22 protein-coding genes and 1 pseudogene are annotated in these 26,808 nt (G+C 52.1%); 15 read left to right on the top strand and 8 right to left on the bottom strand.

All coding sequences use genetic code 11. The features are described from left to right. From GJ1_RS19400 to GJ1_RS05965, 4 genes and pseudogenes are all read left to right on the top strand, one after another. Positions 1-501 (top strand): annotated as a pseudogene (locus tag GJ1_RS19400) (GNAT family N-acetyltransferase); the annotation flags it as partial. Positions 502-1,080: 579 nt separating this feature from the next. Next, positions 1,081-1,716 carry an O-methyltransferase gene (locus GJ1_RS05955; protein ID WP_066229803.1) on the top strand — a complete coding sequence of 212 codons (636 nt, stop codon included), beginning with the start codon at positions 1,081-1,083 and terminating at the stop codon, positions 1,714-1,716. Between the two features lie 171 nt (positions 1,717-1,887). Then, on the top strand, positions 1,888-2,664 hold the full coding sequence (locus tag GJ1_RS05960; RefSeq protein ID WP_245629342.1) for an alpha/beta hydrolase family protein: 777 nt from the start codon (positions 1,888-1,890) through the stop codon (positions 2,662-2,664). Between the two features lie 90 nt (positions 2,665-2,754). After that, the gene (locus GJ1_RS05965) at positions 2,755-3,189 is read left to right on the top strand and encodes a GNAT family N-acetyltransferase (protein WP_066229807.1); all 435 of its coding nucleotides are present in this window, start codon (positions 2,755-2,757) and stop codon (positions 3,187-3,189) included. A 174-nt stretch (positions 3,190-3,363) separates the two neighbouring features. On the opposite strand, the gene GJ1_RS19000 is transcribed toward GJ1_RS05965, so the two are convergent. Together GJ1_RS19000 and GJ1_RS18790 are read right to left on the bottom strand one after the other, a co-directional pair. Beyond that, positions 3,364-3,882, bottom strand: coding sequence for an IS630 family transposase (locus tag GJ1_RS19000; RefSeq protein ID WP_245629343.1), 519 nt, complete (start codon positions 3,880-3,882; stop codon positions 3,364-3,366). Further along, the gene (locus tag GJ1_RS18790) at positions 3,869-4,444 is read right to left on the bottom strand and encodes a helix-turn-helix domain-containing protein (RefSeq protein WP_066229813.1); all 576 of its coding nucleotides are present in this window, start codon (positions 4,442-4,444) and stop codon (positions 3,869-3,871) included. Before GJ1_RS18790 ends, GJ1_RS19000 begins: the two co-directional genes overlap by 14 nt. A gap of 148 nt (positions 4,445-4,592) precedes the next feature. Between GJ1_RS18790 and GJ1_RS05980 the strand changes: the two genes are divergently transcribed. Continuing rightward, positions 4,593-5,120: a GNAT family N-acetyltransferase gene (locus GJ1_RS05980; RefSeq protein WP_066229816.1), complete on the top strand. Its 528-nt coding sequence runs from the start codon at positions 4,593-4,595 to the stop codon at positions 5,118-5,120. Between the two features lie 451 nt (positions 5,121-5,571). On the opposite strand, the gene GJ1_RS05985 is transcribed toward GJ1_RS05980, so the two are convergent. The 3 genes from GJ1_RS05985 to GJ1_RS05995 all read right to left on the bottom strand — a co-directional run bounded on the left by GJ1_RS05985 (position 5,572) and on the right by GJ1_RS05995 (position 8,923). Then, positions 5,572-6,300 (bottom strand): GumC domain-containing protein, encoded by a 729-nt coding sequence (locus GJ1_RS05985; RefSeq protein WP_066229821.1) that lies wholly within the window; start codon positions 6,298-6,300, stop codon positions 5,572-5,574. A 916-nt stretch (positions 6,301-7,216) separates the two neighbouring features. After that, positions 7,217-7,843, bottom strand: coding sequence for a LysE family translocator (locus tag GJ1_RS05990; RefSeq protein WP_066229823.1), 627 nt, complete (start codon positions 7,841-7,843; stop codon positions 7,217-7,219). Between the two features lie 129 nt (positions 7,844-7,972). Beyond that, a complete protein-coding gene (locus tag GJ1_RS05995; protein ID WP_066229827.1) occupies positions 7,973-8,923 on the bottom strand; it encodes a cation diffusion facilitator family transporter in 951 nt (316 codons plus the stop codon). A 201-nt stretch (positions 8,924-9,124) separates the two neighbouring features. Between GJ1_RS05995 and glgB the strand changes: the two genes are divergently transcribed. The 5 genes from glgB to GJ1_RS06020 are packed head-to-tail and all read left to right on the top strand — an operon-like array spanning position 9,125 to position 17,068. Then, complete coding sequence (gene glgB / locus GJ1_RS06000) at positions 9,125-11,137, top strand: 1,4-alpha-glucan branching enzyme (protein WP_245629344.1); 2,013 nt, start codon at positions 9,125-9,127, stop codon at positions 11,135-11,137. After that, on the top strand, positions 11,019-12,188 hold the full coding sequence (locus tag GJ1_RS06005) for a glucose-1-phosphate adenylyltransferase (RefSeq protein ID WP_083509959.1): 1,170 nt from the start codon (positions 11,019-11,021) through the stop codon (positions 12,186-12,188). The genes glgB and GJ1_RS06005 overlap by 119 nt, the downstream gene beginning before the upstream one ends. Beyond that, positions 12,185-13,219 (top strand): GlgC family sugar phosphate nucleotidyltransferase, encoded by a 1,035-nt coding sequence (locus GJ1_RS06010; protein WP_066229834.1) that lies wholly within the window; start codon positions 12,185-12,187, stop codon positions 13,217-13,219. Before GJ1_RS06005 ends, GJ1_RS06010 begins: the two co-directional genes overlap by 4 nt. Beyond that, positions 13,216-14,673, top strand: a complete 1,458-nt coding sequence (gene glgA / locus GJ1_RS06015) for a glycogen synthase GlgA (RefSeq protein ID WP_066229837.1) — start codon at positions 13,216-13,218, stop codon at positions 14,671-14,673. The genes GJ1_RS06010 and glgA overlap by 4 nt, the downstream gene beginning before the upstream one ends. Further along, on the top strand, positions 14,660-17,068 hold the full coding sequence (locus GJ1_RS06020; protein WP_066229840.1) for a glycogen/starch/alpha-glucan phosphorylase: 2,409 nt from the start codon (positions 14,660-14,662) through the stop codon (positions 17,066-17,068). Before glgA ends, GJ1_RS06020 begins: the two co-directional genes overlap by 14 nt. Before the next feature lie 300 nt (positions 17,069-17,368). On the opposite strand, the gene GJ1_RS06025 is transcribed toward GJ1_RS06020, so the two are convergent. The 3 genes from GJ1_RS06025 to GJ1_RS06035 form a co-directional block, all read right to left on the bottom strand. Then, entirely contained in the window at positions 17,369-18,163 is a 795-nt protein-coding gene (locus tag GJ1_RS06025) for a TIGR00266 family protein (RefSeq protein WP_066229843.1), read from the bottom strand. Positions 18,164-18,257: 94 nt separating this feature from the next. Continuing rightward, entirely contained in the window at positions 18,258-19,067 is an 810-nt protein-coding gene (locus GJ1_RS06030) for a yteA family sporulation protein (RefSeq protein WP_066229846.1), read from the bottom strand. Between the two features lie 82 nt (positions 19,068-19,149). Next, entirely contained in the window at positions 19,150-20,079 is a 930-nt protein-coding gene (locus tag GJ1_RS06035; RefSeq protein ID WP_066229849.1) for a 1,4-dihydroxy-2-naphthoate polyprenyltransferase, read from the bottom strand. Between the two features lie 168 nt (positions 20,080-20,247). Here GJ1_RS06035 and GJ1_RS06040 point away from each other — a divergent pair, with 168 nt between their 5' ends. The 5 genes from GJ1_RS06040 to GJ1_RS06060 all read left to right on the top strand — a co-directional run bounded on the left by GJ1_RS06040 (position 20,248) and on the right by GJ1_RS06060 (position 26,731). Continuing rightward, the gene (locus GJ1_RS06040; RefSeq protein ID WP_066229850.1) at positions 20,248-21,624 is read left to right on the top strand and encodes an isochorismate synthase; all 1,377 of its coding nucleotides are present in this window, start codon (positions 20,248-20,250) and stop codon (positions 21,622-21,624) included. Continuing rightward, entirely contained in the window at positions 21,617-23,365 is a 1,749-nt protein-coding gene (menD, locus tag GJ1_RS06045; RefSeq protein WP_066229853.1) for a 2-succinyl-5-enolpyruvyl-6-hydroxy-3-cyclohexene-1-carboxylic-acid synthase, read from the top strand. Before GJ1_RS06040 ends, menD begins: the two co-directional genes overlap by 8 nt. Further along, on the top strand, positions 23,362-24,174 hold the full coding sequence (gene menH / locus GJ1_RS06050; RefSeq protein WP_066229856.1) for a 2-succinyl-6-hydroxy-2,4-cyclohexadiene-1-carboxylate synthase: 813 nt from the start codon (positions 23,362-23,364) through the stop codon (positions 24,172-24,174). The genes menD and menH overlap by 4 nt, the downstream gene beginning before the upstream one ends. Beyond that, positions 24,175-24,993: a 1,4-dihydroxy-2-naphthoyl-CoA synthase gene (gene menB, locus GJ1_RS06055; protein ID WP_025950192.1), complete on the top strand. Its 819-nt coding sequence runs from the start codon at positions 24,175-24,177 to the stop codon at positions 24,991-24,993. 265 nt (positions 24,994-25,258) lie between these two features. Further along, positions 25,259-26,731: an o-succinylbenzoate--CoA ligase gene (locus tag GJ1_RS06060; protein WP_066229942.1), complete on the top strand. Its 1,473-nt coding sequence runs from the start codon at positions 25,259-25,261 to the stop codon at positions 26,729-26,731. The last annotated feature ends 77 nt before the right edge of the window (positions 26,732-26,808 follow it).

Below are 26,808 nucleotides of genomic sequence, written 5' to 3' on the forward strand. Positions count from 1 at the left end.
AATAAGGATGACAAAGATTTTTCTAAAACCATTGGTTGCATCAGCTTTAGTAATATTGTTAGAAGCATTTTACAATCATGTATTTTGGGGTATAAGTTGGATAAAGATGAGATAAATAAGGGATACATGGATCTTCACCACAAAGTGTACTTGACAAAGAAAGACGATCATGATAAAGAAAACCAAAACAGCGTTTTTTCCTTTTTATACCACACATCTCTTTGAGCAACATTGCTATCATGTTTGTCTTTAAAAGTCAAGTACATCTTTTGGTGATGAACCGGATACATAACAGAAGCCCTACAAAAAGGTATCGAGATTATATTCAACGAATATCAACTTCATCGAATTGAAGCCCCAATTATGCCCAGAAATGAAGCTTCTATTCGAGTCGTAAAAAAATTAGGATTCGAAAATGAAGGAATAGCAAAAAAACTTCTAAAAGTTAATGGAAAGTGGGAAGACCACATGAGATGGGTATTGTTGAATGACAAAATATAACTAATTAACCTTTTATTAATGTATTCTGTGTTTTCAGGTGCAAAATGAAAAATGACATGTAAAATGACGTGCGAATGGATATTCATTTTGGCACGTCATTTTTTACTTTTATAACAGGATTTATCTGAATTTTTATTAAAAGTGACACTGCTTTTTAGAAGGACGATGTTTATCTATAAAGAATATATATTTACGAAGAGAGAGTGAACTTTGTCATTGATATGTCTATTCGTTGCCATTTTGAATGTCGTTTTGCTGATGAGAAACTAATAGCTACACAAAGACTTGAAATTGGTGACTGAAAATTTTCTATAAATGACATCATTACACTAAAGAAAAAGTATTGTTTGTAATAAGGATTTATCACAAAAACTTGAAACCATCCCTTTGATGTTTCAGTGTATCGTTGATTTTACAAAAGACCTAAACCAATTTACAACTAACGAAATTGATAATTCAGGTTAATTAAGATTATCAATAAAGTTGACGGATTTTTGGTTGGCGAGGAGAGGGTTAAATGATATTCATCGTAAATTTCGTTCCTTTCGTTTCATTCTTTTATTTCAGAAAGGAGTTTTTATGATGGATGTTTCCCAATATATTAATGATTTGTATGTTAAGGGCCACGACAATTTTTATCAAATGGTTTCCCACAGTTTAACAATCAACCATATGCCTAACATTTCAGTATCTCCAGAAACGGGAAAACTATTGTATTTGTTAGTTAAAATAGCGAATGCAACGAATGTTTTAGAGATTGGTGCTCTCGGTGGTTACAGTGGTATCTGGCTTTGCAAAGCGTTGCCAGATGACGGAAAACTGACATCATTGGAGTTAAACAAAGATTACGCCAATGTAGCAAAAAATAATATTGAAAAAGCTGGTTATGGAAAAAAAGTAACTTACCATATTGGTCCTGCTCTTGAAACGTTGAAACAATTTATTAAACAAAAAAGAAAGTTCGATTTCTTTTTTATTGATGCCGACAAAGAAAATTACAAACTTTATTTAGAGTATTCCATCCAATTAGCTAAAAAGGGAGCTTTAATTACTGCGGATAACGTATTATGGAAAGGGAAAGTGACGGACAAGAACAATCAAGAAAACAATACTATTTTCCTGAGAGAGTTTAATGAGTTTGTAGCCAAGCACTCAAAATTAGAATCGGTCATTGTCCCAATTGGTGATGGTTTAACGATTGCAAGGGTATTATAAATAAATTGAGAATTGGAAGATAATAACATATTTACTCTCATTCGTCTCCCATGAAGGAACGAATTACATTCCATCATCTATGGTGAAGCTTGCTTTGTAGGTGACTAACGGTATGATAGTGGAATTATATAATTGAAGTAGGTATAGGGAAGGTAAAACAAATAGAAAAGGATGATTATTTTGGCTTTTAGGGAGCAATTTGTAAATATTGACGGACAATGGGCTTACATTGGGCAACCTAAAAAGTCGAATGGTTATGGGGTTATTTTTTTAGGTGGGTCTATGGCCTTTGTGTCAAACAATAGTAGTGATTGGCATGAAGATTTAAATAAAAAAGCATTATTTAACTCTTTATTGGAAGAGGGGTACACAATCGGTTATTCCAATGCTCATGGGGCAAATTTTGGAAATGATAAAGCTCTACAAGACATCAAAAATTTACATAAGTATATGGTTGAAGAAACAGTAATTAATTTCTCCGTTCATTTGTTTGCGATTAGCATGGGAGGTCTGCTCGCTTTAAGGTTAATGAGAAGCGTTGATTTTATTCAATCAGTTGCATTTTCACAGCCACTTTTAAACGTAAAAGAACAAAGAAAATACGAAAATGATTATATTAAAAGGAATAATTTGGACATGGATGACCCAATGGGACATGCAATTGCTTTATCGCACGAAATTGATTATAGTACCGTAGACGCATATATTGATAAAACGTTTGCTCTTGAAAAGCTTGTATTAGCTCCTATTCCGTGTAAAATTTGGCACGGCACGGGAGATGAAAATGTTCCTGTTGAAATCAATGCATTGCCGTTCGTGGAGTTAAGAATTAAACACAAATTACAAATTGCTTTAGAAGTTACTCCTGGAGTAGGACACGATAAAAACGGTGCTTGTTATTCAGACCATAAAGGTATTATTCAATTTTTCCATCAAAACGAAAAATAGAAACAATTTTCCTTCGACTAACGAGTGCCATGCTTAAAACTCATAAAGAGTATTTATATATAAAAGACAATTGGAGGAGGGGAGATATATATGCCATTAGCCATTCGTCAAGCTTTAAGAGAAGATATTCCACGTTTGTGTCATCTGATGAAGGAATTAAGTGGTTACGAAATCTCTCAAGAGGAAATGAATAACAGATTAGAGTTTATAGAGGATAGTCCTTTTGATTCCCTGTATGTTTGCGAAGAAAATGGCACTATTTTAGGGTTACTTGGGTTTCGTATTCGTGAGAATTTAGAAGAAGTAAGCAAATATGGTGAAATCTCTGTCATTGTTGTTGATTCGGGCGCACGTCGTAAAGGTGTTGGACGGTTCTTGATGAACTATGCCGAAAAATTAGCTTTTGAAAAAGGGTGTATTGGAACTTGGTTGGTTAGTGGCTTTGGTAGAGAGGAACAAGCTCATCAATTTTATAAAGAATTAGGTTATGAAATAACGGGATACCGTTTCGTGAAACGCTTTTAAAAATATCGATTTGGTGAACACCATGTAGTAGGGTTTTTGTTGTTATGCTAACGAATGCGATAGAGGAATAAGACATACAAAAAAGATCGGTATAAATCGGTCTTTTCTATCGACATACGTTAGTTGAACGAGATAGCTAAGTTCCAATAAGCTATATAAATGCACATTGAAAAGTTAACTTCTCGATGACGCTGCACACCCCAAGCGTTGCAGCACTTCCTCCGGGCGTTCATGAATGTAGCGGACAAATCGATGAACGGCTTGAAGGATATCGTTGCGGTCCTTGTGAAAGGCATTGGCGATAACGGCATCTTTCAGCCATTTCCCCAAACGCTCGATCGGGTTGAGCTGCGGCGAGTACGGCGGGAGATAAAGGAAGTGAAAACACTGCCCTTCTTCCTGCAAAAACTCCTTGACCATCCGGGCATGATGAATCCGGGCATTGTCCAAAACCAGAGCGATGATCCGGTTTGGATAACGCTCTTTGAGCAGGCGCAGAAAATCCAAGAAAGTCGTGGCATTGGCGGCTGTCGTTTGATGGCGCATCGTTTCGCCATTGTGGACATTCACAGCCCCAAACAGAGAGACATGGGCATGATGACCGAATGTCGGCACTTGTTTTTGACGACCGACCTCGGACCAGGTGGATCGCAGGACATGATAGGAGCGGATATGCGTTTCATCGATGTACAAGAGGACGGCATCTTCCGTCTCTTTTGTGATCAAGTTTTTTTTTTATCAGATCCATTTGCTTTTCAAATCGTTTTTGCCGGTCCGGGTCTCCTTTGGCCAGCGTGTACGTGGGGCGGGTCCACGACAACCCTTTGCGATGCAGGAGTTTTCGAAGTGCTTCACGGGACAGGGAGACCCCATAGTGTGTTTGAACATAGGACTGCAGAACGTTCGTGTTCCAGGCAGAGGCGATATCCCAGCCCAACTCGGCGGGGGGCGTTGTCAACACCAGTTGTTTGATGTCTTCCTGCTGTTCTTCGGTGAGAAATGGCTCGCGCCCAGGCGCAAAATCCCGATGAAGCAAGAGCTCCAAACCGCCTTCGTTGAACAGCGACACATAGTGAGAAACGGTTTGCTGGCAGACGTTGACCATGGAAGCCGCTTCTTTGCCCAAGTACCCCTCCATGACCAGTCGAACCGCCATGACCCGTTGACGGAGAAGAGCGTTTTTGATTTTTCGCTCCTGCTTGCGAAGTTTCCGTGGTGTCCATCCGTGATCGTTAGTGATTTTGAGGCGTTTCATAGACGATCCCGCTCCTTTTCCGCTGTTTTCCTTAGGAGCAGTATAACCGGAGTGGGCACCGCTTATACGAAGGTTAACTTTTCAATGAGCATGTATATAGAGAGTTTTGCAGAAAGGATAAGAACGGCAAATGAAAGGGGCTGCCAAAATGGGGCTAGAACAAGTGCAGGCATCGGATGGAAAAGAAGATGTTGTCATTCGTCTGGCGGGGGCGGACGAAGCTTGTTGCATCTATCAGATTACGATGGCGGCGTTTGCCGAATATCGGGATCATCAGGTACCGTCAGGCGCGCTCAGTGAAACGGTGGATTTAATTGAGGAGCGGTTGAAGGACGGAAGTGAACAGGCGCTTCTTTGTTTTCGGAGCGGCCGGCCGATTGGGGCGGTGCGGTTTCAAATGGATGAGCATTCGCTTTATTTTTTCCGTCTTGCCGTATGTCCAGAAGAACAGGGGAAGGGGATGGCTAAAGCCATGTTGGCCTGGCTTGAGAGATATGCAAAGGAAAACGGGAAGAAGGAAATATGGTGCAACGTCCGGCGGTCGGCAGCGCGCAACATCCAGCTGTATCAATCGATAGGATATGTACCGGTTCGAGAACAAACGGTCATAAGCACCACTGGAATACCGGTGAGGGTCGTTGCGATGAAAAAAGAGATCGCGGGCTTGGAAGCATGAGAGGAGGGACGGTTTGTTTTTTACAACGGCTGCCTTGGATTTGCGTGGAATGAGCAACGGTTGTCAATCAGCCCATCGATGAGAATCGCATGACATGGAGAAGAGGGGCGCATTTAAAAGATGATTCGTTCCGATTCAGTTGTTCCAGGGGGGAAATACAACAAGGTGAATGTTGATGGACGATGGATGAGATGTCGACTGAAGCCACGCATGTTCCAATTCAGACAAATCCGGGAAGACGCTTGGCCTTCCCGGATGTTATTAATGCACCCCATGGATATCATAAACATGGTTCAAACGCTGTCAGGTTGTTGCTTTGATGCGGGGGAATTTCCCTTGGATGATCCCCACGATCCGTGTCCGAAAGGGATGTTTTTTCTTTGTTGCGCTGCACAGCTCGCCCCTTGTCCATTGTTTGTTCCCTAACACCGATTGTCTTCACTCTGTAGAATTATTGCGCGTGCCGAAGGCTGGCGATGGATGCCTCATGTTCAATCGAGCGTTTGGAGAGGATGGCCAAAATGTGCTCGTGGCGCTCTTGGTTGACTTCGATCTTTTTGACAATTTCATTGGTTTCCAGGACCGCCTGCCAAATAGGGGCAAGGTCGTCTTTGGTCGCCATCTTCGCTTGAATTTCGTTTACGTTGGATTGGAGTTCATTCACTTTGGACCGGAGTTCAGCCAGTTCCTCTTTGGTCGCCATCTTCGCTTGAATTTCGTTTACGTTGGACTGGAGCTCGTTCACGGTGAAGCGAAGTTCAGCGAGCTCGTCTTTGGTGGCCATTTTCGCTTCGATGTCGTTCACTTTGGACCGGAGTTCAGCGAGCTCGTCTTTGGTGGCCATTTTCGCTTCGATGTCGTTCACTTTGGACCGGAGTTCAGCGAGCTCGTCTTTGGTGGCCATTTTCGCTTCGATGTCGTTCACTTTGGACCGGAGTTCAGCGAGTTCGTCTTTGGTGGCCATTTTCGCTTCGATGTCGTTCACTTTGGACCGGAGTTCGGCGAGCTCGTCTTTGGTGGCCATTTTCGCTTCGATGTCGTTCACTTTGGACTGGAGTTCGGCCAATTCCTCTTTGGTCGCCATTTTGGTTTTGATATCGTTGACCTCGGATGTCAAGGCGCCGACATTCGAGTGCAATTGATCGAGGCGATCCAAAATTCGGTTCAAGAGTGCTTCCATATGGATCATCCTTTCCATGTTTTGGTTGGTGGTGATGTAAGCCCATTCTCTATTGTTAGTGTAGTCTGGATCTTGTCGATGTAGGGCTTTGTCAAAGGGTTCGATCATCAGTGGGGATATGTGCAGTAGATCTGGGGACATCCAACTCCCATTTTAGCACAAATTATGTGGGAGAAGACAGGGGATTTTTGGGACAATATGATGAAAAAGGGCGGCATGGTCTATTATAAATGCAACGAAAACGTTTCACATAGCCTTGGCGGAAAAGTCAATTCTCCATTTTTTGCTGTCGAAGGCAGGTCAAGAACGTGAGGGAAGAGAGAGCAACAGCTCTCTTCACAGACCGATACATGGGTCTGAAGGCGGCGTCGCTCGGTCGCTCGACAGTCGATCTAATGCTCGGTAAAATACTAAAATGAGAAATTTTCAATTCTATAATAGGAGTGATGGTTGGGTCGCTGTGGTTTGATGGGGGCGCGTTGTCGATGAAGGTGAAATTAGGTGTCGGGAGACGGGCATCCCTCGTCTGAAACGCAGCGTGAACATCTTTCACATCAAGGAAGGAGATGGAAAGAATGGTTCTCGGCCGCCTAAGTGGGTGATTCCGTGCAGACGCTGGCGTGGTTGGGAGGGACGGTCATGGACGACAAGGGGATAGCAGTGATTCTGCTGATAGCGGGAATCGGGTTGTTTCCGTTTGGCGTCAGGCTCATCAAGAATACAAGGAAATGGCGGCACACGAGAGGAAAGCCGCCTTGTTTTTTGAAATGTTCGATCTCTTGTCGTTGGATCCCGTCTTATCAACGTGGCTGTTGTTCCTCGCACTGCTTTTCATTTTGGGAGGCGCGGCGCTTTTGTTATGAGCGGAAAAGAGGGAGTCGCGCAGAAAGGCGCGGCGTCCTCTTGCCGCGCGCCGCTACGAACGCTCACTGAAGGCGATTTGAATGCCGATTAGGGCGAACAGGGCGCCTTTTAGCCAGTTGATCCGCTCGGCGATTCGTTTGTTCGACAGCAATAGATGGCGCAGTTTTTCCGCGCCGATGCTCACCAAGGTGAAGATGATGAGCGCCTGAACGAGAAAGATGGCCCCTAATAGCAGCATTTGCCGCGGTACATGGCCGGCATGTTGGTTGACGAACTGCGGCAACAGGGCCAAAAAGAAGAGCGACACTTTCGGGTTGAGCACGTTCATCAAAATCCCTTTTTTGTATAAAGAGAAATAGGCCATCGGCTCCTGCCGGCCGAACGCCAGGTCGGCGTTTTTTTCGTTGAACGCCTGCCACGCCAAGTACAGCAAATAAGCGGCGCCAGCGTATTTGACGGCGGCAAAGGCCAAGGCTGACTGGTAAATGACGGCCGAGACGCCGAGCGTCGCGGCGCTGATATGGACGACAAGCCCCGTGCAAAGCCCAAGCGCGGTGGAGATGCCGGCCCATTTGCCTTGAGACAGGCTTTGGGCGATGACGAATAAAATATCGGGTCCTGGTGCGAGCGTCAGCAAGACGGCGACGCCGAAGAATGAGAAGATCGTTTCAATGTCCATTGTAAACCCTTCTTTCCCCTGACTGGTTTTCCTTTTTTCCATTCGCTGTCGACATCAGCGATTCCTCTTTTTCGCGCCAAACGGAAATGCAAAAACGCCGCCTGCGGGTTGAGCCGCCAGCGGCGTTTTTTATGAATGGGAAGCCCTTTTTTTCAAAAACGCTTGGCCGTAGCTGCCGTGGTCATGTAGCATGGCGTGTTCGACTTGGATGGTCGCATGCTCAATGCCGTATTTTTCTTTCAGCATTTCATTCACTGCCAAGATCACGCAAAGCGGCTGAATGTGTTCGTTGACAAACACATGAGCCGACAGGGAGTAATGGTCGGTGGAGATGGCCCATAAGTGCATGTCGTGCACGTCTTCCACCCCTTCGATCTCGAGGATGTCGGCGCGAATTTGTTCGAGGTCGAACTGTTCCGGAACGGCTTCCATCAAGATGAGATACGATTCGCGCATAATTTTCGCCCCGCCTGTGAAAATGATGGCGGCGATCACCAAGCTGATGATCGGGTCGAAAATCGTCCAGCCGGTGAAATAAATGAGCAGCGCCGAAACGATGACGCCGATCGAGCTGATCAAGTCGCCGATGAAATGCCAGAGGGCGCTCTGGACGTTCAAGTTGTCTTCCTCTTTCGTGCTCCGGCTTAAGACGATCGTCAATGTCAAATTGACGATCAAGCCGATCGCCGCGATCCCAAGCATGAGCGAAAAACGGATCGGTTCAGGATGGATAAACCGCTGAATGCCTTCCCATAAAATCCATAAAGCAATGACCGCTAACGTCAGGCCGTTCAAAAACGACGTGATGATTTCAAATCGCAAAAAACCGAACGTAAACCGGTGGTTCGGCGGGCGCGTCGCCATATAGAGGGCGACCATGCTTAAGCCAAGCGCCAATACATCGGATGCCATATGGGCCGAATCGGACAAGAGGGCGAGCGAGTTGGAAATCAGTCCGCCAATGATTTCGACGGCGGTGAAAAACACGGTCAACAAAAGCGTCACCCAAAGCGCTTTTTTCGATTCACTTTGCCTTTTGACGTGTGGGAGATGGTGGAAATCGTACAGTGTTGGAGACATAATGCACCTCTTTTCTTTGTAATAATTATCAATTTATATATATTATAATATAAAAAACCGGTTGTGTGCAAATGAAATTTCGACAATCGGAAACAGCTATTGTTGGAATTTGTCTAAAAATATAGATAAATGTTTCAAGGAATGAGGTTTTATGTTGGCGAATAAGGATCAGTGTATGGCCATCATCTTGCCTCAGAAAGGATGCGATACGGTTTGATTGCGGCGAATCCGACCGATTGGGAAGTGTATTTGTTTCATGAAGGCAGTTTGTATAAAAGCTATGAGCTGTTTGGCGCACACGTCATCCGCGAAGGCGGATCGGTCGGCACCCGGTTTTGCGTATGGGCGCCGCATGCGCTTGATGTGCGTCTTGTCGGCAGTTTCAACGATTGGAATGGGGCGAATTTCCGTCTGACGAAAGTGAACGACGAAGGGGTATGGACGATCGTTGTCCCGGAAAACTTGCAAGGGCATTTATATAAATACGAGATCGTCACACCGGATGGCCGCGTGCTGTTGAAAGCAGATCCGTACGCCTTTTACTCCGAATTGCGTCCTCATACCGCCTCGATTGTCTACGATTTGAAAGGATACGAGTGGAACGATCAGCCTTGGCAGCGAAAGAAGCGGCGGAAACGGATTTACGACCAGCCGATGGTCATTTATGAACTTCATTTCGGTTCATGGAAGAAGAAACCGGATGGCTGCTTTTATACGTACCGTGAGATGGCTGATGAACTCATTCCGTATGTGCTTGAGCGCGGGTTTACACATATTGAGCTCCTTCCGCTTGTCGAGCATCCGCTCGATCGTTCGTGGGGATATCAAGGGACCGGCTATTATTCGGTGACAAGCCGCTATGGCACGCCGCACGATTTCATGTATTTCGTCGACCGCTGCCATCAAGCGGGGCTTGGCGTCATCATCGACTGGGCGCCGGGGCATTTTTGCAAGGACGCCCACGGGCTGTACATGTTTGACGGCGCGCCGACGTATGAATACGCGAATGAAAAAGACCGGGAAAATTACGTCTGGGGGACGGCGAATTTTGACTTGGGCAAGCCGGAAGTGCGCAGTTTCCTGATCTCCAATGCGTTGTTTTGGCTGGAGTATTACCATGTGGACGGATTTCGCGTCGATGCGGTCGCCAATATGCTTTATTGGCCGAACAATGATCGGCTGTACGAAAATCCGTACGCGGTCGAGTTTTTGCGCAAGTTGAATGAAGCGGTGTTTGCCTATGACCCGAACGTCTTGATGATCGCCGAAGATTCGACCGACTGGCCGCGCGTGACGGCGCCGACGTACGACGGCGGGCTTGGGTTCAACTACAAATGGAACATGGGCTGGATGAACGACATGCTTACGTATATGGAAACGCCGCCGCATGAGCGGAAATACGTCCATAACCAAGTCAGTTTTTCCCTCCTTTATGCGTATTCGGAAAATTTCATTTTGCCATTTTCCCATGATGAAGTTGTGCATGGAAAAAAATCCCTTCTCAATAAAATGCCGGGGGCGTATGAAGAAAAGTTCGCCCAGCTGCGCCTGCTGTATGGCTATATGATGGCCCACCCTGGGAAAAAGCTGCTGTTTATGGGCAGTGAGTTTGCCCAGTTTGATGAGTGGAAGTTTGCCGAGGAGCTTGACTGGGTGCTGTTCGATTTTGAATTGCACCGGAAAATGGACGAATATGTGAAGCAGCTGATTGCTTGCTATAAACGGTATAAGCCGTTTTACGAGCTCGACCATGATCCGCGGGGGTTTGAATGGATTGACGTTCATAATGCCGAACAAAGCATTTTCTCATTCATCCGCCGCGGGAAAAAAGAGGGTGATGTGCTGGTTATTGTTTGCAACTTCACAAATCAGGCGTATGACGATTACAAAGTCGGCGTGCCGCTTTTGGCGCCGTACGGCGAAGTGCTTAACAGCGATGCGGCGGAGTTTGGCGGGTCGGGGCATGTCAATAGAAAGCGTCTTTCCGCTTTCAACGAGCCGTTTCATGGAAAGCCATACCATGTGCGCATGACGATTCCGCCGTTTGGGATTTCCATTTTGCGGCCAGTGCAAAAACGAGGGGAGAGAAAGAAGAATGAAGAAGAAGTGCATCGCCATGTTATTGGCCGGCGGTCAAGGAAGCCGTCTTCGCTCGCTGACGAAAAACATCGCGAAACCGGCCGTGCCGTTCGGCGGGAAGTACCGCATCATTGACTTTACGCTGAGCAATTGCACAAACTCGGGCATTGACACGGTCGGGGTGTTGACCCAATACCAGCCGCTTCTTTTGCACTCGTACATCGGCATCGGAAGCGCGTGGGATTTAGATCGAAGAAACGGCGGCGTCACCGTCCTTCCGCCTTACTCCGTCTCTTCCGGCGTCAAATGGTACGAAGGCACAGCGAACGCCATTTATCAAAATATCAATTATATCGAGCAGTACGACCCGGACTACGTTCTTGTCTTGTCCGGCGATCATATTTACAAGATGAATTACCAGCACATGCTTGACTACCATATCGAGAAACAGGCCGATGCAACGATTTCCGTCATCGAAGTGCCGTGGGAAGAAGCGAGCCGATTCGGCATTATGAACACGAATGAAGACATGGAAATTGTCGAATTTGTTGAAAAGCCGGCGGAGCCGAAAAGCAATTTGGCGTCGATGGGCATTTATATTTTCAATTGGCCGTTATTGAAGGAGTATTTGCAAATCGACAACGCGGACCCGCATTCGTCGCACGACTTCGGCAAAGATGTGATTCCGCGGCTGCTTCGGGAGAACAAGCGGCTGTTTGCCTATCCGTTCAAAGGCTACTGGAAAGATGTCGGCACGGTGAAAAGTTTATGGGAAGCGAACATGGATTTGCTCGATGAACACAATGAACTCGATTTGTTTGACCGCTCTTGGCGCATTTATTCGGTGAATCCGAACCAGCCGCCGCAATACATCGCTCTGGAGGCGGAAGTGAGCGACTCGCTCGTCAATGAAGGCTGTGTCGTGGAAGGAACGGTGGAGCGCTCGGTGCTGTTTCAAGGCGTCCGCATCGGCAAGGGAGCGGTTGTGAAACAATCGGTCGTTATGCCGGGGGCGACGGTCGGTGAAGGAGCGTATGTCGAGCGGGCGATCGTCACTCCAGAGATTGTCATCCCGCCGCATGCAACCGTCATTCCGGACGATGCCGACAACGATGTTGTGCTCGTAACGGCCGAATGGATCAAACAACAGGATGAGGACAACGCAAGGAAGGGTGGAGCGGAATGAACAACAACATGATGTTAGGCGTCATTGACGCGACCACGTATATGAAGGCGTTATCTCCGCTTGTCGAGCAACGATCGATCGCCGCGGTGCCGTTTGCCGGGCGGTACCGGCTCATTGACTTCGTGCTCTCGAGCATGGTCAACTCCGGCATTGAGAGCGTGGCGATTTTTCCTAAATACCAATACCGCTCGCTCATGGATCATTTAGGGTCAGGGAAGAACTGGGATTTAAACCGAAAGCGGGACGGGCTGTTTTTCTTCCCGTCACCGGACTTGTTGTTTTCCGGTGAGCGCCGGGTCGGGGCGTTTGCCCATTTTGAGCAGCATATCGACTATTTTTTGCGAAGCCGGCAAAAGTATGCGGTCATCGTCAATAGCTACACGGTGTGCAACATCGACTTTGACGCCGTCCTCGAGCGCCATATCGAACGCGGCTGCGATGTGACGCGAATTTGCCATCGCGGCCAGCCGTTGGAGATGTATGTGCTTGAGACGTCTCTCTTGCTTGATTTAATTGCCGATTACAAACACCGCGGCTATCGAAGCATCGTCGATGTCGTCCGCGACGATCGCCATTCGCTGTCGATTTGCGACTATGAATACAGCGGATATGCGGCTGTCATCGATTCGCTCGCCCAATATTTCCGCTCCAGCATGGAGCTTCTTGACCGCAGCGTTTGGGAGCAGCTTTTTCTTCCATCGCGTCCGGTTTATACGAAAGTGAAAGATGAGCCGCCGACGAAATACGGGCGGGACGGGAACGTGAAGCGCTCGATGATCGCCAACGGCTGCTCCATTGAAGGAACGGTCGAAAACAGCGTTCTGTTCCGTTCCGTGAAAATCGGCAAAGGAGCGGTTGTGAAGAACAGCATCATTATGCAAAAGTGCCAAATCGGGGACGGCTGTGTGCTCGATGGCGTCATCGTCGACAAAGATGCGAAAATTGAACCGGGGGTCGTTTTACAAGGGACGGCGGAACAGCCGTTTGTCGTCCGCAAAGGAACAGTGCAAGGGGAGGTCGTGAAACCATGAACGTGCTGTTTGCCGTTTCCGAATGCGCCCCGTTTGCCAAGTCGGGCGGGCTGGCCGATGTCGCCGGCGCGCTGCCGAAAGAGCTGCGCCGGCTCGGCGTGGATGTTCGCGTCATGGTGCCAAAGTATGAAACGATCGCCCCGAAGTGGAAAGAACAAATGGACAAAGCGGCGGAGCTCGTCGTGCCGGTCGGGTGGCGCCGTCAATATGGCGGCGTGGAAAGGCTGGAGCATGACGGGGTCGTCTATTACTTTATCGACAACGAATATTATTTCAAACGGCCGCAGCTTTATGGCCATTATGACGATGGCGAGCGGTTCGCTTATTTTTGCCGGGCGGTGCTGGACGCGCTGCCGGCGATTTCGTTTCAGCCTGATGTGATCCATTGCCATGACTGGCATACCGGCATGATTCCGTTTTTGCTGCGGGAGCAATACCGGCATGATCCGTTTTATGCGGATATCCGCACCGTTTTTACGATTCACAACTTGCAGTTTCAAGGGCTGTTTCCGCGCGGCATTTTAGAGGACTTGTTGAATTTGGACGGGCGGTATTTCACCGTCGACCATCTGGAGTTTTACGGAAGCGTCAGTTTTATGAAAGGCGCGCTTGTCGCCTCCGATTTGATTACGACGGTCAGCCCGACGTACAAAGAGGAGATTCAAACCGCCTATTACGGCGAGCGGCTTGACGGTCTGTTGCGAGCGCGGCGGGATGATTTGCTCGGCATTTTAAACGGCATTGATGACGAGTTTTACAATCCGGAAACGGACCCGTTTTTGGAGGAGACATACAACGTCCGTACGCTGGAGAAAAAGAAAATCAACAAACGCGCGTTGCAGCGGCAGTTCGGTCTGCCGGAGCGGGACGATGCGCCCGTTGTCGCGATGGTGACGCGAATGACCGCGCAAAAAGGACTTGATTTAGTGACGTGCGTGTTCCACGATCTCATGCAGGAGGAGATGCAGCTCGTTGTGCTCGGCACGGGGGACTGGCGGTTTGAGCAATTTTTCTCGCAAATGGCGGCGGCGTATCCAGACAAAGTCGGAGTGTACATCGGCTTTCACGAACCGCTCGCCCATCAAATTTACGCCGGCGCGGACTTGTTTTTAATGCCGTCATTGTTTGAGCCGTGCGGGCTGAGCCAAATGATCGCGCTTCGGTACGGGACGATCCCGATCGTTCGGGAAACGGGCGGATTAAACGATACGGTGCGGTCATACAATGAATTCACAGGGGAAGGGAACGGGTTCAGTTTTACGAATTTTAACGCCCATGACATGTTGTACACGATCCGCCGGGCGCTGTCGTTTTACCGCCAGCCGTCGGTCTGGAAGCGGCTCGAGGAGCGGGCGATGCGCGGCGATTACAGTTGGCGCCGGTCGGCGAGGGAGTATAAAAAAGCGTATGAACAGTTGCTCAAAAAGGGGGAAGACACGCTTGTTCGCCGATAAAGAAACGTTTAAACGAGCGTTTGTGACGCGGGTCGAGGCGTTGTGCGGCAAACCGTTTGCGGAATCGACGGCGCGCGATCATTATCACGTTCTCGGCCAAATGGTGCGCGAACATATCAGCCGCCCTTGGATTGCAACGAACGAGCGCCATCGAGCTGAGCGGCGGAAGCAGATGTACTACTTGTCGATCGAATTTTTGCTCGGCCGCTTGCTTGGAAGCAACTTGTTAAACCTTGGCGTCCGCCCGATTGTCGAAGAGGGGCTTCGAGAGCTCGGCATCCGCCTCGAAGACGTCGAGGAATGCGAAGCGGACGCCGGGCTTGGCAACGGCGGGCTGGGGCGGCTCGCCGCCTGTTTTCTGGACTCGCTCGCGACATTGAATTTGCCGGGCCACGGCCACGGCATCCGCTATAAACACGGGCTGTTTGACCAAAAAATCGTTGACGGCTACCAAGTTGAGCTGCCGGAGCAATGGCTGCGCCACGGGAACGTTTGGGAAATCCGCAAAGAGGAGCTGGCTGTTGAAGTCAACTTTTGGGGAAGGGTCGAGGTGTCCGAACAAAACGGCCGCCTTACTTTCCGCCATGTCGACAGCGAAAAAGTGATGGCCGTGCCGTACGACATGCCGGTGATCGGCTATGGGACGAACACGGTCAACACGCTAAGGCTTTGGAGCGCTGAACCGGCGAAAACGTTCCCGCTTCATAAAAATGTGATGCAATACAAGCGGGAGACGGAAGCGATTTCTGAATTTTTGTATCCGGATGATACGCACGACGAAGGCAAACTGTTGCGGTTAAAGCAACAATATTTTCTCGTTGCCGCAAGCCTCGGCAGCATCACTCGCGCCCATCGCCGCCAGCATGGAAGCTTGCACCGCCTTCATGAGTATGTCGCCATTCACGTGAACGATACGCACCCGGTGCTGGCGATCCCAGAGTTGATGCGCATTTTGCTCGATGAGGAAGGGATGAGCTGGGAAGAGGCTTGGCATATTACGACCCATACGATCGCTTACACGAACCATACGACGCTGGCGGAAGCGTTGGAGAAATGGCCGATTCGTCTCTTTCAGCCGCTGTTGCCGCGCATTTATATGATCGTCGAGGAAATTAACGAACGGTTTTGTCGCGAGCTGTGGGAGCATTATCCCGGCGACTGGGGGCGGATCGAACAGATGGCCATCGTCGCCCACGGAATGGTGAAAATGGCGCATTTGGCCATCGTGGGCAGCTACAGTGTCAACGGAGTGGCGAAACTGCATACGGAAATTTTGAAACGGCGGGAGATGCGATTGTTTTACGAATGGGCGCCGCACAAGTTCAACAATAAAACGAACGGAGTGACGCACCGGCGCTGGCTGTTGAAAGCCAACCCCGAGCTGTCGGCGTTGATTACGGAAACGATCGGGCCCCGCTGGATCCATGAACCCGAGGCGCTCATTGATTTAAAACGTTATGCTTCCGACCCGGCGTTCCAACAGGCGCTGGCAGCAGTCAAACGGCAGCGGAAGGCGAAGCTCGCCGCCCGCATTTACGAAAAAACTGGCATTCTTGTTGATGAATCGTCCATTTTTGATGTACAAGTGAAGCGGTTGCACGCCTATAAACGGCAGCTGCTGAACGTCTTGCACATTATGCATTTGTACAACCGCATGAAAGAAGATCCGCATGTTTCGTTCCACCCGCGCACGTTCATTTTCGGGGCGAAAGCGTCGCCGGGCTATTACTACGCCAAGCGGATCATCAAGCTCATTCATTCGGTGGCGGATCAGGTGAACAACGACAAACGGACGAACGAGCAGCTGAAAGTCATTTTTTTGGAAAATTACCGCGTATCGCTCGCGGAAGAAATCATTCCGGCCGCTGACGTGAGCGAGCAAATTTCAACTGCCAGCAAAGAAGCGTCTGGGACGGGCAACATGAAGTTTATGATGAACGGCGCCATTACGCTCGGGACGCTTGACGGGGCGAATGTGGAAATCGCCGAAGCCGTCGGGGAGGAAAACATGTTTTTGTTCGGGCTGACGGCGGATGAAGTGCTCAACTACTACGAACACGGCGGCTATCGATCCCATGAGTACTACCATCATGACAAACGGATCAAGCAAGTCGTCGATCAGCTCGTCAACGGCTTTCTCCCTGATGTTGACGACTACTTTGAACCGATTTACGACTCGCTGTTGGCGCAAAATGACGAATATTTTGTGCTGCGCGACTTCGCCTCCTACGCCGAGGCGCACGAGCGGGTTGAGGCCGCTTACCGCGACCCGGCGCGCTGGTGGCGGATGAGCGCCATCAACATCGCGCATTCCGGCCGTTTTGCCAGCGATCGGACCGTCGCGGAATACGCGGCTGAGATTTGGGGCATTTCGCCGTCAGGGAAGAACGATTAGGCAGGGATAAAATGATTTCTCTCTCTTTCGACCTCTCGTCAGGCGTTGGGAGGAGGAGTTTTGTCCGAGACAGAAGTTTGATGTATGGACCGGTGCCTGCTTCTCTTTAGAAGGCTGGTGAAAAACGGTGATTTCTTCAAAGCCGCCTGTCCGTGAATGCGAAGAAGGACCGTTGTTGTGCTGTTTCTCTATTTGAGTAAAGCCCCTGTTGGAGCGTTTCTTCCATTCAATCACCAACTTTTAGGATAGGAGGCATAAAAGCAAAAGGGCGTTCCGTTTGGCCGGAGCGCCCTTTTTCGTTTAGTCGTCGCCGTCGAGCCAGTCGCCGATGCCGCCGAGGATGCTGCCTTCGCCGACCGATCGTCCGCCGGCGCTCGGGGCGGCGGCGAGCACGCGGTCAGCGAGCCGGCTGAACGGAAGCGACTGCACCCACACCGCTCCCGGGCCGGTTACGGTTGCCAAAAACAATCCTTCGCCGCCGAAAAAGGCGGTTTTGATGTTGCCGACATATTCAATATCATAGTCGACGTCTTTCGTCATGGCGACAAGGCAGCCGGTGTCGATGCGCAGCTTTTCCCCCGGCTGCAAGTCGCGGCGGTGGATCGTTCCGCCGGCGTGCAAAAAAGCGAGTCCGTCTCCTTCGAGCTTTTGCATAATAAACCCTTCGCCGCCGAAAAAGCCGGCGCCGAGCTTGCGCTGAAACTCGATGCTGACAGAGACGCCTTTTGCCGCACACAAAAAGGAGTCTTTTTGGCAGATGAGTTTTCCGCCGAATTCGTTTAGGTCGACCGGAATGATCTTTCCCGGATACGGGGCGGCGAAGGCGACCCGTCGCTTGCCGCTCCCTTGGTTCGTAAACACGGTCATGAACAAGCTTTCGCCCGTCAGCAGCCGCTTCCCCGCGCCGACAAGGCGGCTGAGAAGCCCTTTTCCGGATGAGGAGCCATCGCCAAATACGGTTTCCATGACGATGCCGTCATCCATCATCATCATCCCGCCCGCTTCAGCGACCACGCTTTCGTATGGGTCGAGCTCGATTTCGACAAACTGCATGTCATCGCCGTACAGCCGGTAGTCGATCTCATGTGCATTCATCGTTTCGCCTCCATCTATTATGACGTTCTGCTCTATACTACGGAAAATGACATCCACTCGTTTCAAAAAAAGACCATCTTGCAGATGGCCTTTTTTACGGAGTTGTTTCTCCGAAGCTTTGCTGGAAGGGTCTTTCGTCATAACGGCGGTGAGTATCTTTCGATGTATACGGATCTTTTTCGTACGCCGGCAAATCGCCGATGTTCGACATGATGCCTTCGTCATCCAATATGTTTTCCAGCAGCTCATGTTCCCGCGTCGGGTGCACTTGAAGATCGTTTCCATGCAAATCGACGGCCGCGAAATTTTCCAAATCCTCAACATATCCGACGTTCTCCTCCGATTCGGCGTATGTTTCGCTGTAGGAATCGACGTTTTTGCCAAGATCTGAAGGCGTGTCGGACGTGCCGTAACGGGCCACTTCCTGCCACGCATCTTCCGCATCATAGGCGACCGACTCATCGCGGCTGTCAAAATCGAATTTGCCAAACGGAGGCATGAGCACGCCTTCTTCAAGCGGCCGCTTTTGCGACACGGTTTGGTCTGGGCTGTGCTCCCGGCAGTAGAGCGTTGTCGGCAGCGCCTCAAGCCGCTCGTATGGAATCGGTCGGCCGCACACGCGGCATATTCCGTACGTGCCTTCGTCAATGGCTTGAAGCGCCCGTTCAATTTCATGAAATTCGCGCTCCGTATGCTCGTCCAAAGCCAAATCTTTTTCCCGCTCGTACAGTTCGGTCGCCTCATCAGCGGGATGGTTGTCGTAGCTCGCCAGCTCGCCGACCGCGTCGTGGGCGTGGCTGCGAATCATGCCGAAATGGCCGTTTTGCTTCAGCCGGTCTTCCATCTCCCGTTTCATCTCGATGAGCCTCGAACGGAAGGCGGCAAGCTGTTCGTTCGTCAACATCGGTTGAAACCCCTTCCTTATAGCGTCTATATGGTGTAGTATGGGCGAAAATCAAAAAAAAAACACGGTCATTCCGACCGTGTTACAGCCAATGGGCAATGAGCAAGCCAACGGAGAGCAAGAAGCCGAACTGCGTATTCGTTTGGGCGGTTGCTTTCATCGCCGGCATCATTTCAGCCGGTTTCGTTTTTCCGATGAATCCGCGCGCCGCTGCGATCGCTTTTGGGACGCTTAACAAAGCAAGCAGCGTCCAAAGCGGAACGATATGGAGCGCCACGAGCGCCACAATCCAGAGGAAGGCGGCGGCAAACATCATGGCGAGCAGGCGGATGGCCCAATCGCGGCCGATTAAAATGGCGAGCGTCTTTCTCCCTTTTTCGCGGTCGCCGTCTAGGTCGCGAATATTATTGGCGAGCAAAATGGCGCCGACTAAAATCGCGACCGGAATGGCCGTCAAGACGGCATTGGCGCTGATATCGCCCGTTTGGATGAAAAACGAAATCAAAATGATGACAAAGCCCATAAAAAAACCAGCCGCCAGTTCGCCAAACGGCGTATAGGCGATCGGAACCGGCCCCCCGGTGTAAAAGTAGCCGGCCGCCATGCAAATCGTTCCCACTACAGCGAGCCACCAGCTGCTTTCTGCGCAAATGTAAACCCCGATGAGCATGGCCAATCCAAAACAGCCAAACGCCAACGCCAGCACCGTTTTCGGTTTGAGGCCGTCACGGACGATGGCTCCTCCGATGCCGACCGATTCCGGTGAATCGAGGCCGCGCTGATAATCATAGTATTCATTGAACATGTTCGTCGCCGCTTGAATCAACAAAGAGGCAATCATCATAGCGGCAAACAAGAGCCAATCGATTGACGTTTCGCCAAGCGCCAGCACCGTTCCGACGCACACCGGCACAAACGCCGCCGTCAGCGTGTGCGGACGCGTCAGCCGCCAAAAAACGCGCCAGTCGCGGCGTGCCGGCGGGCGATGATCCATATGTGTTAACGGTTGCATATTCATTCCCCTTTATATTTCGTGAAAATGTCATCTATTTACGTCCAAAACAAGTGTAGGAAAACGTTTGAGGCGTGTCAACCCTTCCCGATAGATAAATGATTTCCTATTATATTATAATGGAAAGGGGGATGGAGGGGGAATTTTACGAAAGAAAGCGTGAGGAACGTGGCGATTGGATTTCGACATCATTTGCAGCAACAATTGCATAGATTGGCGGTGAATGCGGCGCGGCCGTTTGTCAGCTGGACGGAACCGTGGGAGGACGTTGATCCGGTTTCTTTTTTTATGCTGGGGCCGTCATGCGGCTTCCGCGAACGGTTTTTTTGGTCGGATCGAAGCGGAGGCACGATACTGGTCGGCCTCGGCTCCGCTTATGCGATCGAAACGGAGAAGGCGGACGGACGGTTTCATGAAGTGGAATCAGGACGCCGTCGATGGGAAAAGGAGATTGAGTCATACGGCGAGGCCGCTGCGCCGCCGCTGTTGTTCGGCGGGTTTTCGTTTGACCCGCACCGGCCGCGCACCGACATTTGGCGCGGTTTTCCGGCTGGGAAGCTCGTGGCGCCGGCCGCGCTTCTTGCCGTAAGAAATGGCCGAACGACATTGACCGTCACCGTGCCAACGGACAGGGGGGAGCGGGAATGGGGGCGAATCGGGCGCTTGCTTGAGCGGATGGATGAATGCGCGGCTGTTCCCGCCCGGCTTCCGCGCCTTGTTTCCGATAAGGAGGAGGAGAAAGAACGCTGGCTGGCGGCTGTTCGTGAAGCGATCGCCTCGATTCGGGCGGGGGCGTTGGACAAGGTGGTGCTCGCCCGCGCTCGGCGCTTGGCGTTCGCTGGGACGGTGGATGCCGCGGCCGTGCTCATGCGGCTTCGCGAGCAGCAGCCGTTTGCCTACCTTTTTGCCTTTGAACAAGACGGCCGCTGTTTTATTGGCGCCTCCCCTGAGCAGCTTGTCCAAAAAGAGGGCGAGACGTGCCGGTCCGTTTGTCTCGCTGGTTCGGTGCGCCGCGGGGCCGCCATGGAGGAAGATGAGCGACTCGGCGCTTGGCTGCAGGCGGATCGAAAAAACGGCGAGGAACACGAGTTTGTCGTGCAAATGATCGGCCGCCTGTTTTCTTCTGTTTGCGAGACGGTCGAGATGCCGCCCGCGCCGCAGCTTCTCAAGCTGCCGCATATCCAACATTTATGCACCCCGGTTGTCGGCCGCGGCTGCCGAGAGCGATCGGTGCTCCGTTTGGTGGAAATGATGCATCCGACACCTGCGCTCGGCGGAACGCCGCGCGATCGGGCGCTTGAGGTGATCCGCTCCCTCGAGCCGCTTGACCGCGGATGGTACGCTGCGCCGATCGGCTGGGTGGACAGCGAGGGAGACGGGGAGTGGGCAGTCGCCATTCGCTCGGCCTTGCTCGCCGGGAATGAAGCTGTGCTTTTTGCCGGCTGCGGCATTGTGGCCGATTCCGACCCAAACAGCGAATATGAGGAGACGAACGTCAAAATGGCCCCGATGTTATCGGCGTTGGGAGTGATGAACGATGGCTGATGCCTTATCCTTTTATGTGGCGGCGTTGGTCGACGGGTTGGCGCAAGCCGGGGTGGCGGAAGTGGTCATCAGCCCCGGCTCGCGCTCGACGCCGCTTGCGATGGCCATGGCGGGCCATAGCGGCCTTCGCCTTTATATGCAGATCGACGAGCGATCCGCCGCGTTTTTTGCCCTCGGCTTGGCGAAAGCGAAACAGCGGCCGGTCGTGTTAGTGTGCACATCGGGAACGGCGGCGGCCAACTATTTGCCGGCGGTTGTCGAGGCGTGCTATTCGCGTGTGCCGCTCGTGGTGTTGACGGCCGACCGTCCGCATGAACTGCGCGACGTCGGGGCGCCGCAGGCGATTGATCAATTGCACTTATACGGCCGCTACGCAAAGTGGTTTGTTGACTTGGCGCTGCCGGAAGAGGCGGACGATATGCTGCGCTACGCGCGGACGATGGCGGCAAGAGCGGTGGAAACGGCAGCGGGCGCCCCGGCCGGGCCCGTGCATGTGAACGCACCGTTTCGCGAGCCGCTCGTCCCGAATATCGATGAGGCGGTTTGGGAACGGGTGCAGGCGGTGTCAGGGACGCCGCAAGTGTTGCACGGCCGCCCAGCGCTGCCGCAAGAGAGCGTATCGGCGCTGTATGAGCAGCTGGCGGCGGCGGAACGCGGTTTGATCGTCTGCGGGCCGCTCGATCGCCCCGGATTTGCCGAGGCCGTGACGGAGCTGGCGCGGGCGCTTGATTTTCCGATCCTCGCCGATCCGCTTTCCCAGCTGCGCGCCGGCTCGCATGATAAAACGTATGTCATTGACAGCTATGACGCCATTTTAAAAGAGGAAGGGATCGCTTCCAAGCTTGTTCCGGATGTGGTGCTTCGGTTCGGCGCCATGCCGGTGTCGAAACCGCTCTTTTTATGGCTGAAGCGCCATCGCGCGATCCGTCAAATCGTCGTTGATGAGGGCGGATGGCGCGACCCGACCTTGTCGGCGGATTGCTTCGTCCACAGCGATGAGTCTCTTCTTTGTCGCCAGCTTCTTGAAATCGCTGCACCGAAGGAAAGCGAAAGCGCTTGGTCGGCGGCATGGCGGGAGATGAACACGATCGCCCGCTCAACGCTCAAGCGGCATCTGCCGGAAGAAGAGTGGTTTGAAGGGAAAGTGTTCATCGAGCTGGCTGACTTGCTTCCGGCTGGAGCGGCGCTGTTTGTCGGCAACAGCATGCCGATTCGCGATGCGGACACGTTTTTCTTTTCGACGGACAAGCCGCTTCGCGTTCTAGCCAACCGCGGCGCCAACGGCATTGACGGGGTCGTTTCAAGCGCCTTGGGTGCGAGCCTTGCCGCGCAGCCGCTTGTGCTTGTGATCGGCGATTTGTCATTTTACCACGATTTAAACGGCTTGTTGGCGGCGAAACTGCACTCGTTGTCGGCCACCATTGTTTTGTTGAACAACAACGGCGGCGGCATTTTCTCCTTTTTGCCGCAGGCGCGCCATAAAGGGCCGTTTGAAACGCTGTTTGGCACGCCGACTGATTTGTCGTTCGCCCATGCCGTCGAGATGTACGGCGGCCGCCATACGGTGCCGCATAGCTGGGCGGAGTTCCGCCGCTATGTGGCAGAATCGCTGTCATCAGGCGGGCTTCATGTCATTGAAGTGCGCACGTCGCGCGCGGAAAATGTCCGAATGCATCGATTGTTGTGGAATGAGGTTGCCCGGGAAATTGAGAAATTTCTCGAACGAAGAGGAATGGCATGAGCGTGATGGTGAATGGGGTTCGTTATCATGTGGAACAATACGGAGAAGGAGAGCCGTTGCTTTTGCTTCACGGGTTTACCGGCAGCGCGGACACGTGGAGGCCGTTCGTCCCGTTTTGGCCGGACTTCCGCATGATGGCCGTCGACTTGTTAGGTCATGGGCGGACCGAGGCGCCAAAGAACGCCGAGCGGTACCGGATCGAACACGCGGCGACCGACTTGGCGGCGCTCCTTGACGAATGGGGCGTCGAACAAGCGAACGTGCTCGGCTACTCGATGGGCGGCCGGCTCGCTTTGGCCTTTGCCGTTTTGCATCCGCACCGCGTCCGCCGTTTACTGCTTGAGAGCAGCTCGCCTGGGTTGAAGACGGAGGAAGAGCGGCGCGCGCGGCGGGAAGCGGATGAGGTGTTGGCGCGAAAGATCGAAACGGAAGGCGTCCGTTCTTTCGTCGATGATTGGGAGAAGCTTCCGCTTTTTGCCACTCAGCAGGCGCTTCCGGAGCCGACGCGGGCGGCGATTCGCCGCGAGCGGCTCCGCCATACGGCAACGGGGCTTGCCAACAGTTTGCGCGGGATGGGGACCGGCGTGCAACCGTCGTTTTGGGAGCGGCTTGGTGAACTTGCCATGCCTGTGCTGCTTGTTTGCGGGGAGCGCGATGAGAAGTTTTGCCGCATTGCCGCCCAAATGCACGAGCGTTTGCCAAACAGTGAACTTGTCTGCGTGAAGGAAGCCGGACATGCAATTCACGTGGAACAGCCCGGCATTTTTGCTAAAATAGTAAGTGAATTCATGACAAAGGGGGAAGTATAAATGCCGTTTGAGTGGGTGAAGCAGTACGACTATGAGGACATTATTTACGAAACGTACAACGGCATCGCCAAAATTACGATCAACCGTCCGGAAGTACATAACGCGTTTCGGCCGAAAACGGTGAACGAAATGATCGATGCGTTTACGAAAGCTCGCGATGATTCGAACATCGGCGTCATCATTTTGACCGGCGCTGGCGGCAAGGCGTTTTGCTCGGGCGGGGACCAAAAAGTGCGCGGCCATGGCGGCTATGTCGGCGAGGATGAAATTCCGCGCCTCAATGTGCTTGATTTGCAGCGGCTCATCCGCGTCATTCCGAAGCCGGTCATCGCAATGGTCGCCGGCTACGCCATCGGCGGCGGACATGTGCTTCATGTCGTGTGCGATTTGACGATCGCGGCGGACAACGCCATCTTCGGCCAAACCGGACCAAAAGTCGGCAGCTTTGACGGCGGCTATGGCGCCGGCTATTTGGCGCGCATCGTCGGTCATAAAAAGGCGCGGGAAATTTGGTATTTATGCCGTCAGTACACGGCGCAGGAAGCGCTCGAGATGGGGCTTGTCAACAAAGTCGTGCCGCTTGAGCAGCTCGAAGAAGAAACGGTCAAATGGGCGCAAGAAATTTTGGAAAAAAGCCCGACGGCCATTCGCTTCTTAAAAGCGGCGTTCAACGCCGATTCCGACGGCTTGGCTGGCATCCAACAGCTCGCCGGCGACGCGACGCTTCTCTTCTACACGACCGAAGAGGCGAAGGAAGGAATGCGGGCGTTCAAAGAAAAACGGAAGCCGGACTTCGGCCAATTCCCGCGCTTTCCGTGATGAGAACGAAAAAGCAGCTTGATGGCGCGTCAAGCTGCTTTTTCTGTGAAAGGGCTTTCCGGTCTAGAGAGCTGGTGATTTCACAGGAACTACGGCTCAACAAACTTGTGCACGCCATGGGCAGCCGTTTCTATTCCTGTGTTGCGGATAGAAAAGGGGCTGTCGATGGGGCTTGTCCATGAGGCAACTCGCCCCGCTTCAGCAACGGAACGGACATTCCCACGTTGACCGCGGGCGGGAAAAGGAACGAACGGAGGGACACCGGATGACGACGATGCCAAACTGGCTGAAGCAACGGGCGTTTTTAACCCCGGAGCGGATTGCTGTAAGCGACGGCAAGCAGGCAAAGACGTTTGCTGAGCTCTATGAAGCGGCCGCGGCCTGGGCGAGGCGCCTCGCTCGGGCGGGCGTCAAGGAAGGGGACATTGTCGCCCTGCTGATGAAAAATCGCATCGAAATGATCGAGATGGTCCATGCGTTGTTTTTTCTTGGCGCCCGCGTCTTGCTGCAAAACGTGCGCCTCACTTCCTATGAGCTCGGCTGGCAGCTCGATGACAGCGGAGCGCGTCTTGTTATTGCCGATGAGGAGTTGGCCGGACGCCTTGCCGGTGATGGCCGTGTTCTGACTGTAGGCGCCCTGGCCGCGCTTCCGGAGGCGGACGTTTCATTAAAAGAAACGTGCGATTTGGAGGAAACCGCCACGATCATGTATACGTCCGGGACGACCGGCACTCCGAAAGGCGTCTTGCAAACGTATGGAAACCATTGGTGGAGCGCTGTCGGCTCGGCGCTCAATTTAGGCTTGCATGAGCGCGACTGCTGGCTGGCCGCTGTGCCGCTGTTTCACATCAGCGGCCTGTCGATCGCCATGCGCAGCGTCATTTACGGCATGCCGATGCGGCTGCAAGCCTCGTTTGACCCGAAGGAGGCGAATGAATGGATCATGCGCGGCGACGTGACGATCATGTCGGTCGTGGCCGCCATGCTCCAGCGGATGGTATCGGAGCTTGGGGAGGCGCGCTACCCTGATACGTTCCGCTGCATGCTGCTTGGCGGCGGGCCGGCGCCGCGCCCGTTGCTTGAGGCGTGCAAAGAAAAAGGCATCCCGGTGTACCAAACGTACGGGATGACGGAAACGGCATCGCAAATCGTGACGCTGGCGCCGGAATACAGCTTGACGAAGCTCGGTTCGGCCGGCAAGCCGCTCTTTCCGGCGGAGCTTTGCATCATCAAAGACGGCCAACCGGCGCGGCCGCATGAAGCGGGAGAAATTGTCGTCAAAGGGCCGAATGTCGCCAAAGGATACTTGCATCGCCCGGAAGCGACGGCGCAAGCGATCCGCGACGGCTGGTTCTATACGGGGGACATTGGCTATGTCGATGAAGACGGATTTTTGTATGTCCTTGACCGCCGTTCCGACCTCATCATTTCCGGCGGTGAAAACGTCTACCCAGCTGAGGTGGAGGCGGTGCTGCTGTCGCATCCCGATGTGGAAGAAGCCGGGGTGACCGGCGTCGAGGATGAAACGTGGGGGCAAGTGCCGTATGCGTTCGTCCGCCTGAAACGCGGAGCGGCGGCGGATGAAGCGGCGCTGCGCGCGTTTTGCCGCGAACGGCTGGCGAAATATAAAGTGCCGGCCCGCATTTACTTCGTCGACGAACTGCCGCGCAACGCCGCGCAAAAACTGCTGCGCCGCGAACTGAAAAGGCTCATTCCAAAAACGGAACAAATGTTTTGACAGCGCTGAAAACGACCGTTCCGAAAGCGGAAAAGGCAGGAGCCTCACCTAGTCGGGGTTCCTGCCTTTTTGCCGCT

Source organism: Geobacillus jurassicus NBRC 107829 (genome assembly GCF_001544315.1).
Lineage (GTDB): Bacteria > Bacillota > Bacilli > Bacillales > Anoxybacillaceae > Geobacillus > Geobacillus jurassicus.

Excerpts from the sequence above, each read along its gene's own strand:
- GJ1_RS05955 (WP_066229803.1), top strand. The coding sequence starts at position 1,081 with ATGATGGATGTTTCCCAATATATTAATGATTTGTATGTTAAGGGCCAC.
- GJ1_RS05960 (WP_245629342.1), top strand. The coding sequence starts at position 1,888 with ATGATTATTTTGGCTTTTAGGGAGCAATTTGTAAATATTGACGGACAA.
- GJ1_RS05965 (WP_066229807.1), top strand. The coding sequence starts at position 2,755 with ATGCCATTAGCCATTCGTCAAGCTTTAAGAGAAGATATTCCACGTTTG.
- GJ1_RS18790 (WP_066229813.1), bottom strand. The coding sequence starts at position 4,444 with ATGAAACGCCTCAAAATCACTAACGATCACGGATGGACACCACGGAAA.
- GJ1_RS05980 (WP_066229816.1), top strand. The coding sequence starts at position 4,593 with ATGGGGCTAGAACAAGTGCAGGCATCGGATGGAAAAGAAGATGTTGTC.
- GJ1_RS05985 (WP_066229821.1), bottom strand. The coding sequence starts at position 6,300 with ATGGAAGCACTCTTGAACCGAATTTTGGATCGCCTCGATCAATTGCAC.
- GJ1_RS05990 (WP_066229823.1), bottom strand. The coding sequence starts at position 7,843 with ATGGACATTGAAACGATCTTCTCATTCTTCGGCGTCGCCGTCTTGCTG.
- GJ1_RS05995 (WP_066229827.1), bottom strand. The coding sequence starts at position 8,923 with ATGTCTCCAACACTGTACGATTTCCACCATCTCCCACACGTCAAAAGG.
- glgB (WP_245629344.1), top strand. The coding sequence starts at position 9,125 with ATGCGATACGGTTTGATTGCGGCGAATCCGACCGATTGGGAAGTGTAT.
- GJ1_RS06005 (WP_083509959.1), top strand. The coding sequence starts at position 11,019 with ATGAAGAAGAAGTGCATCGCCATGTTATTGGCCGGCGGTCAAGGAAGC.
- GJ1_RS06010 (WP_066229834.1), top strand. The coding sequence starts at position 12,185 with ATGAACAACAACATGATGTTAGGCGTCATTGACGCGACCACGTATATG.
- glgA (WP_066229837.1), top strand. The coding sequence starts at position 13,216 with ATGAACGTGCTGTTTGCCGTTTCCGAATGCGCCCCGTTTGCCAAGTCG.
- GJ1_RS06025 (WP_066229843.1), bottom strand. The coding sequence starts at position 18,163 with ATGAATGCACATGAGATCGACTACCGGCTGTACGGCGATGACATGCAG.
- GJ1_RS06030 (WP_066229846.1), bottom strand. The coding sequence starts at position 19,067 with ATGTTGACGAACGAACAGCTTGCCGCCTTCCGTTCGAGGCTCATCGAG.
- GJ1_RS06035 (WP_066229849.1), bottom strand. The coding sequence starts at position 20,079 with ATGCAACCGTTAACACATATGGATCATCGCCCGCCGGCACGCCGCGAC.
- menD (WP_066229853.1), top strand. The coding sequence starts at position 21,617 with ATGGCTGATGCCTTATCCTTTTATGTGGCGGCGTTGGTCGACGGGTTG.
- menH (WP_066229856.1), top strand. The coding sequence starts at position 23,362 with ATGAGCGTGATGGTGAATGGGGTTCGTTATCATGTGGAACAATACGGA.
- menB (WP_025950192.1), top strand. The coding sequence starts at position 24,175 with ATGCCGTTTGAGTGGGTGAAGCAGTACGACTATGAGGACATTATTTAC.
- GJ1_RS06060 (WP_066229942.1), top strand. The coding sequence starts at position 25,259 with ATGACGACGATGCCAAACTGGCTGAAGCAACGGGCGTTTTTAACCCCG.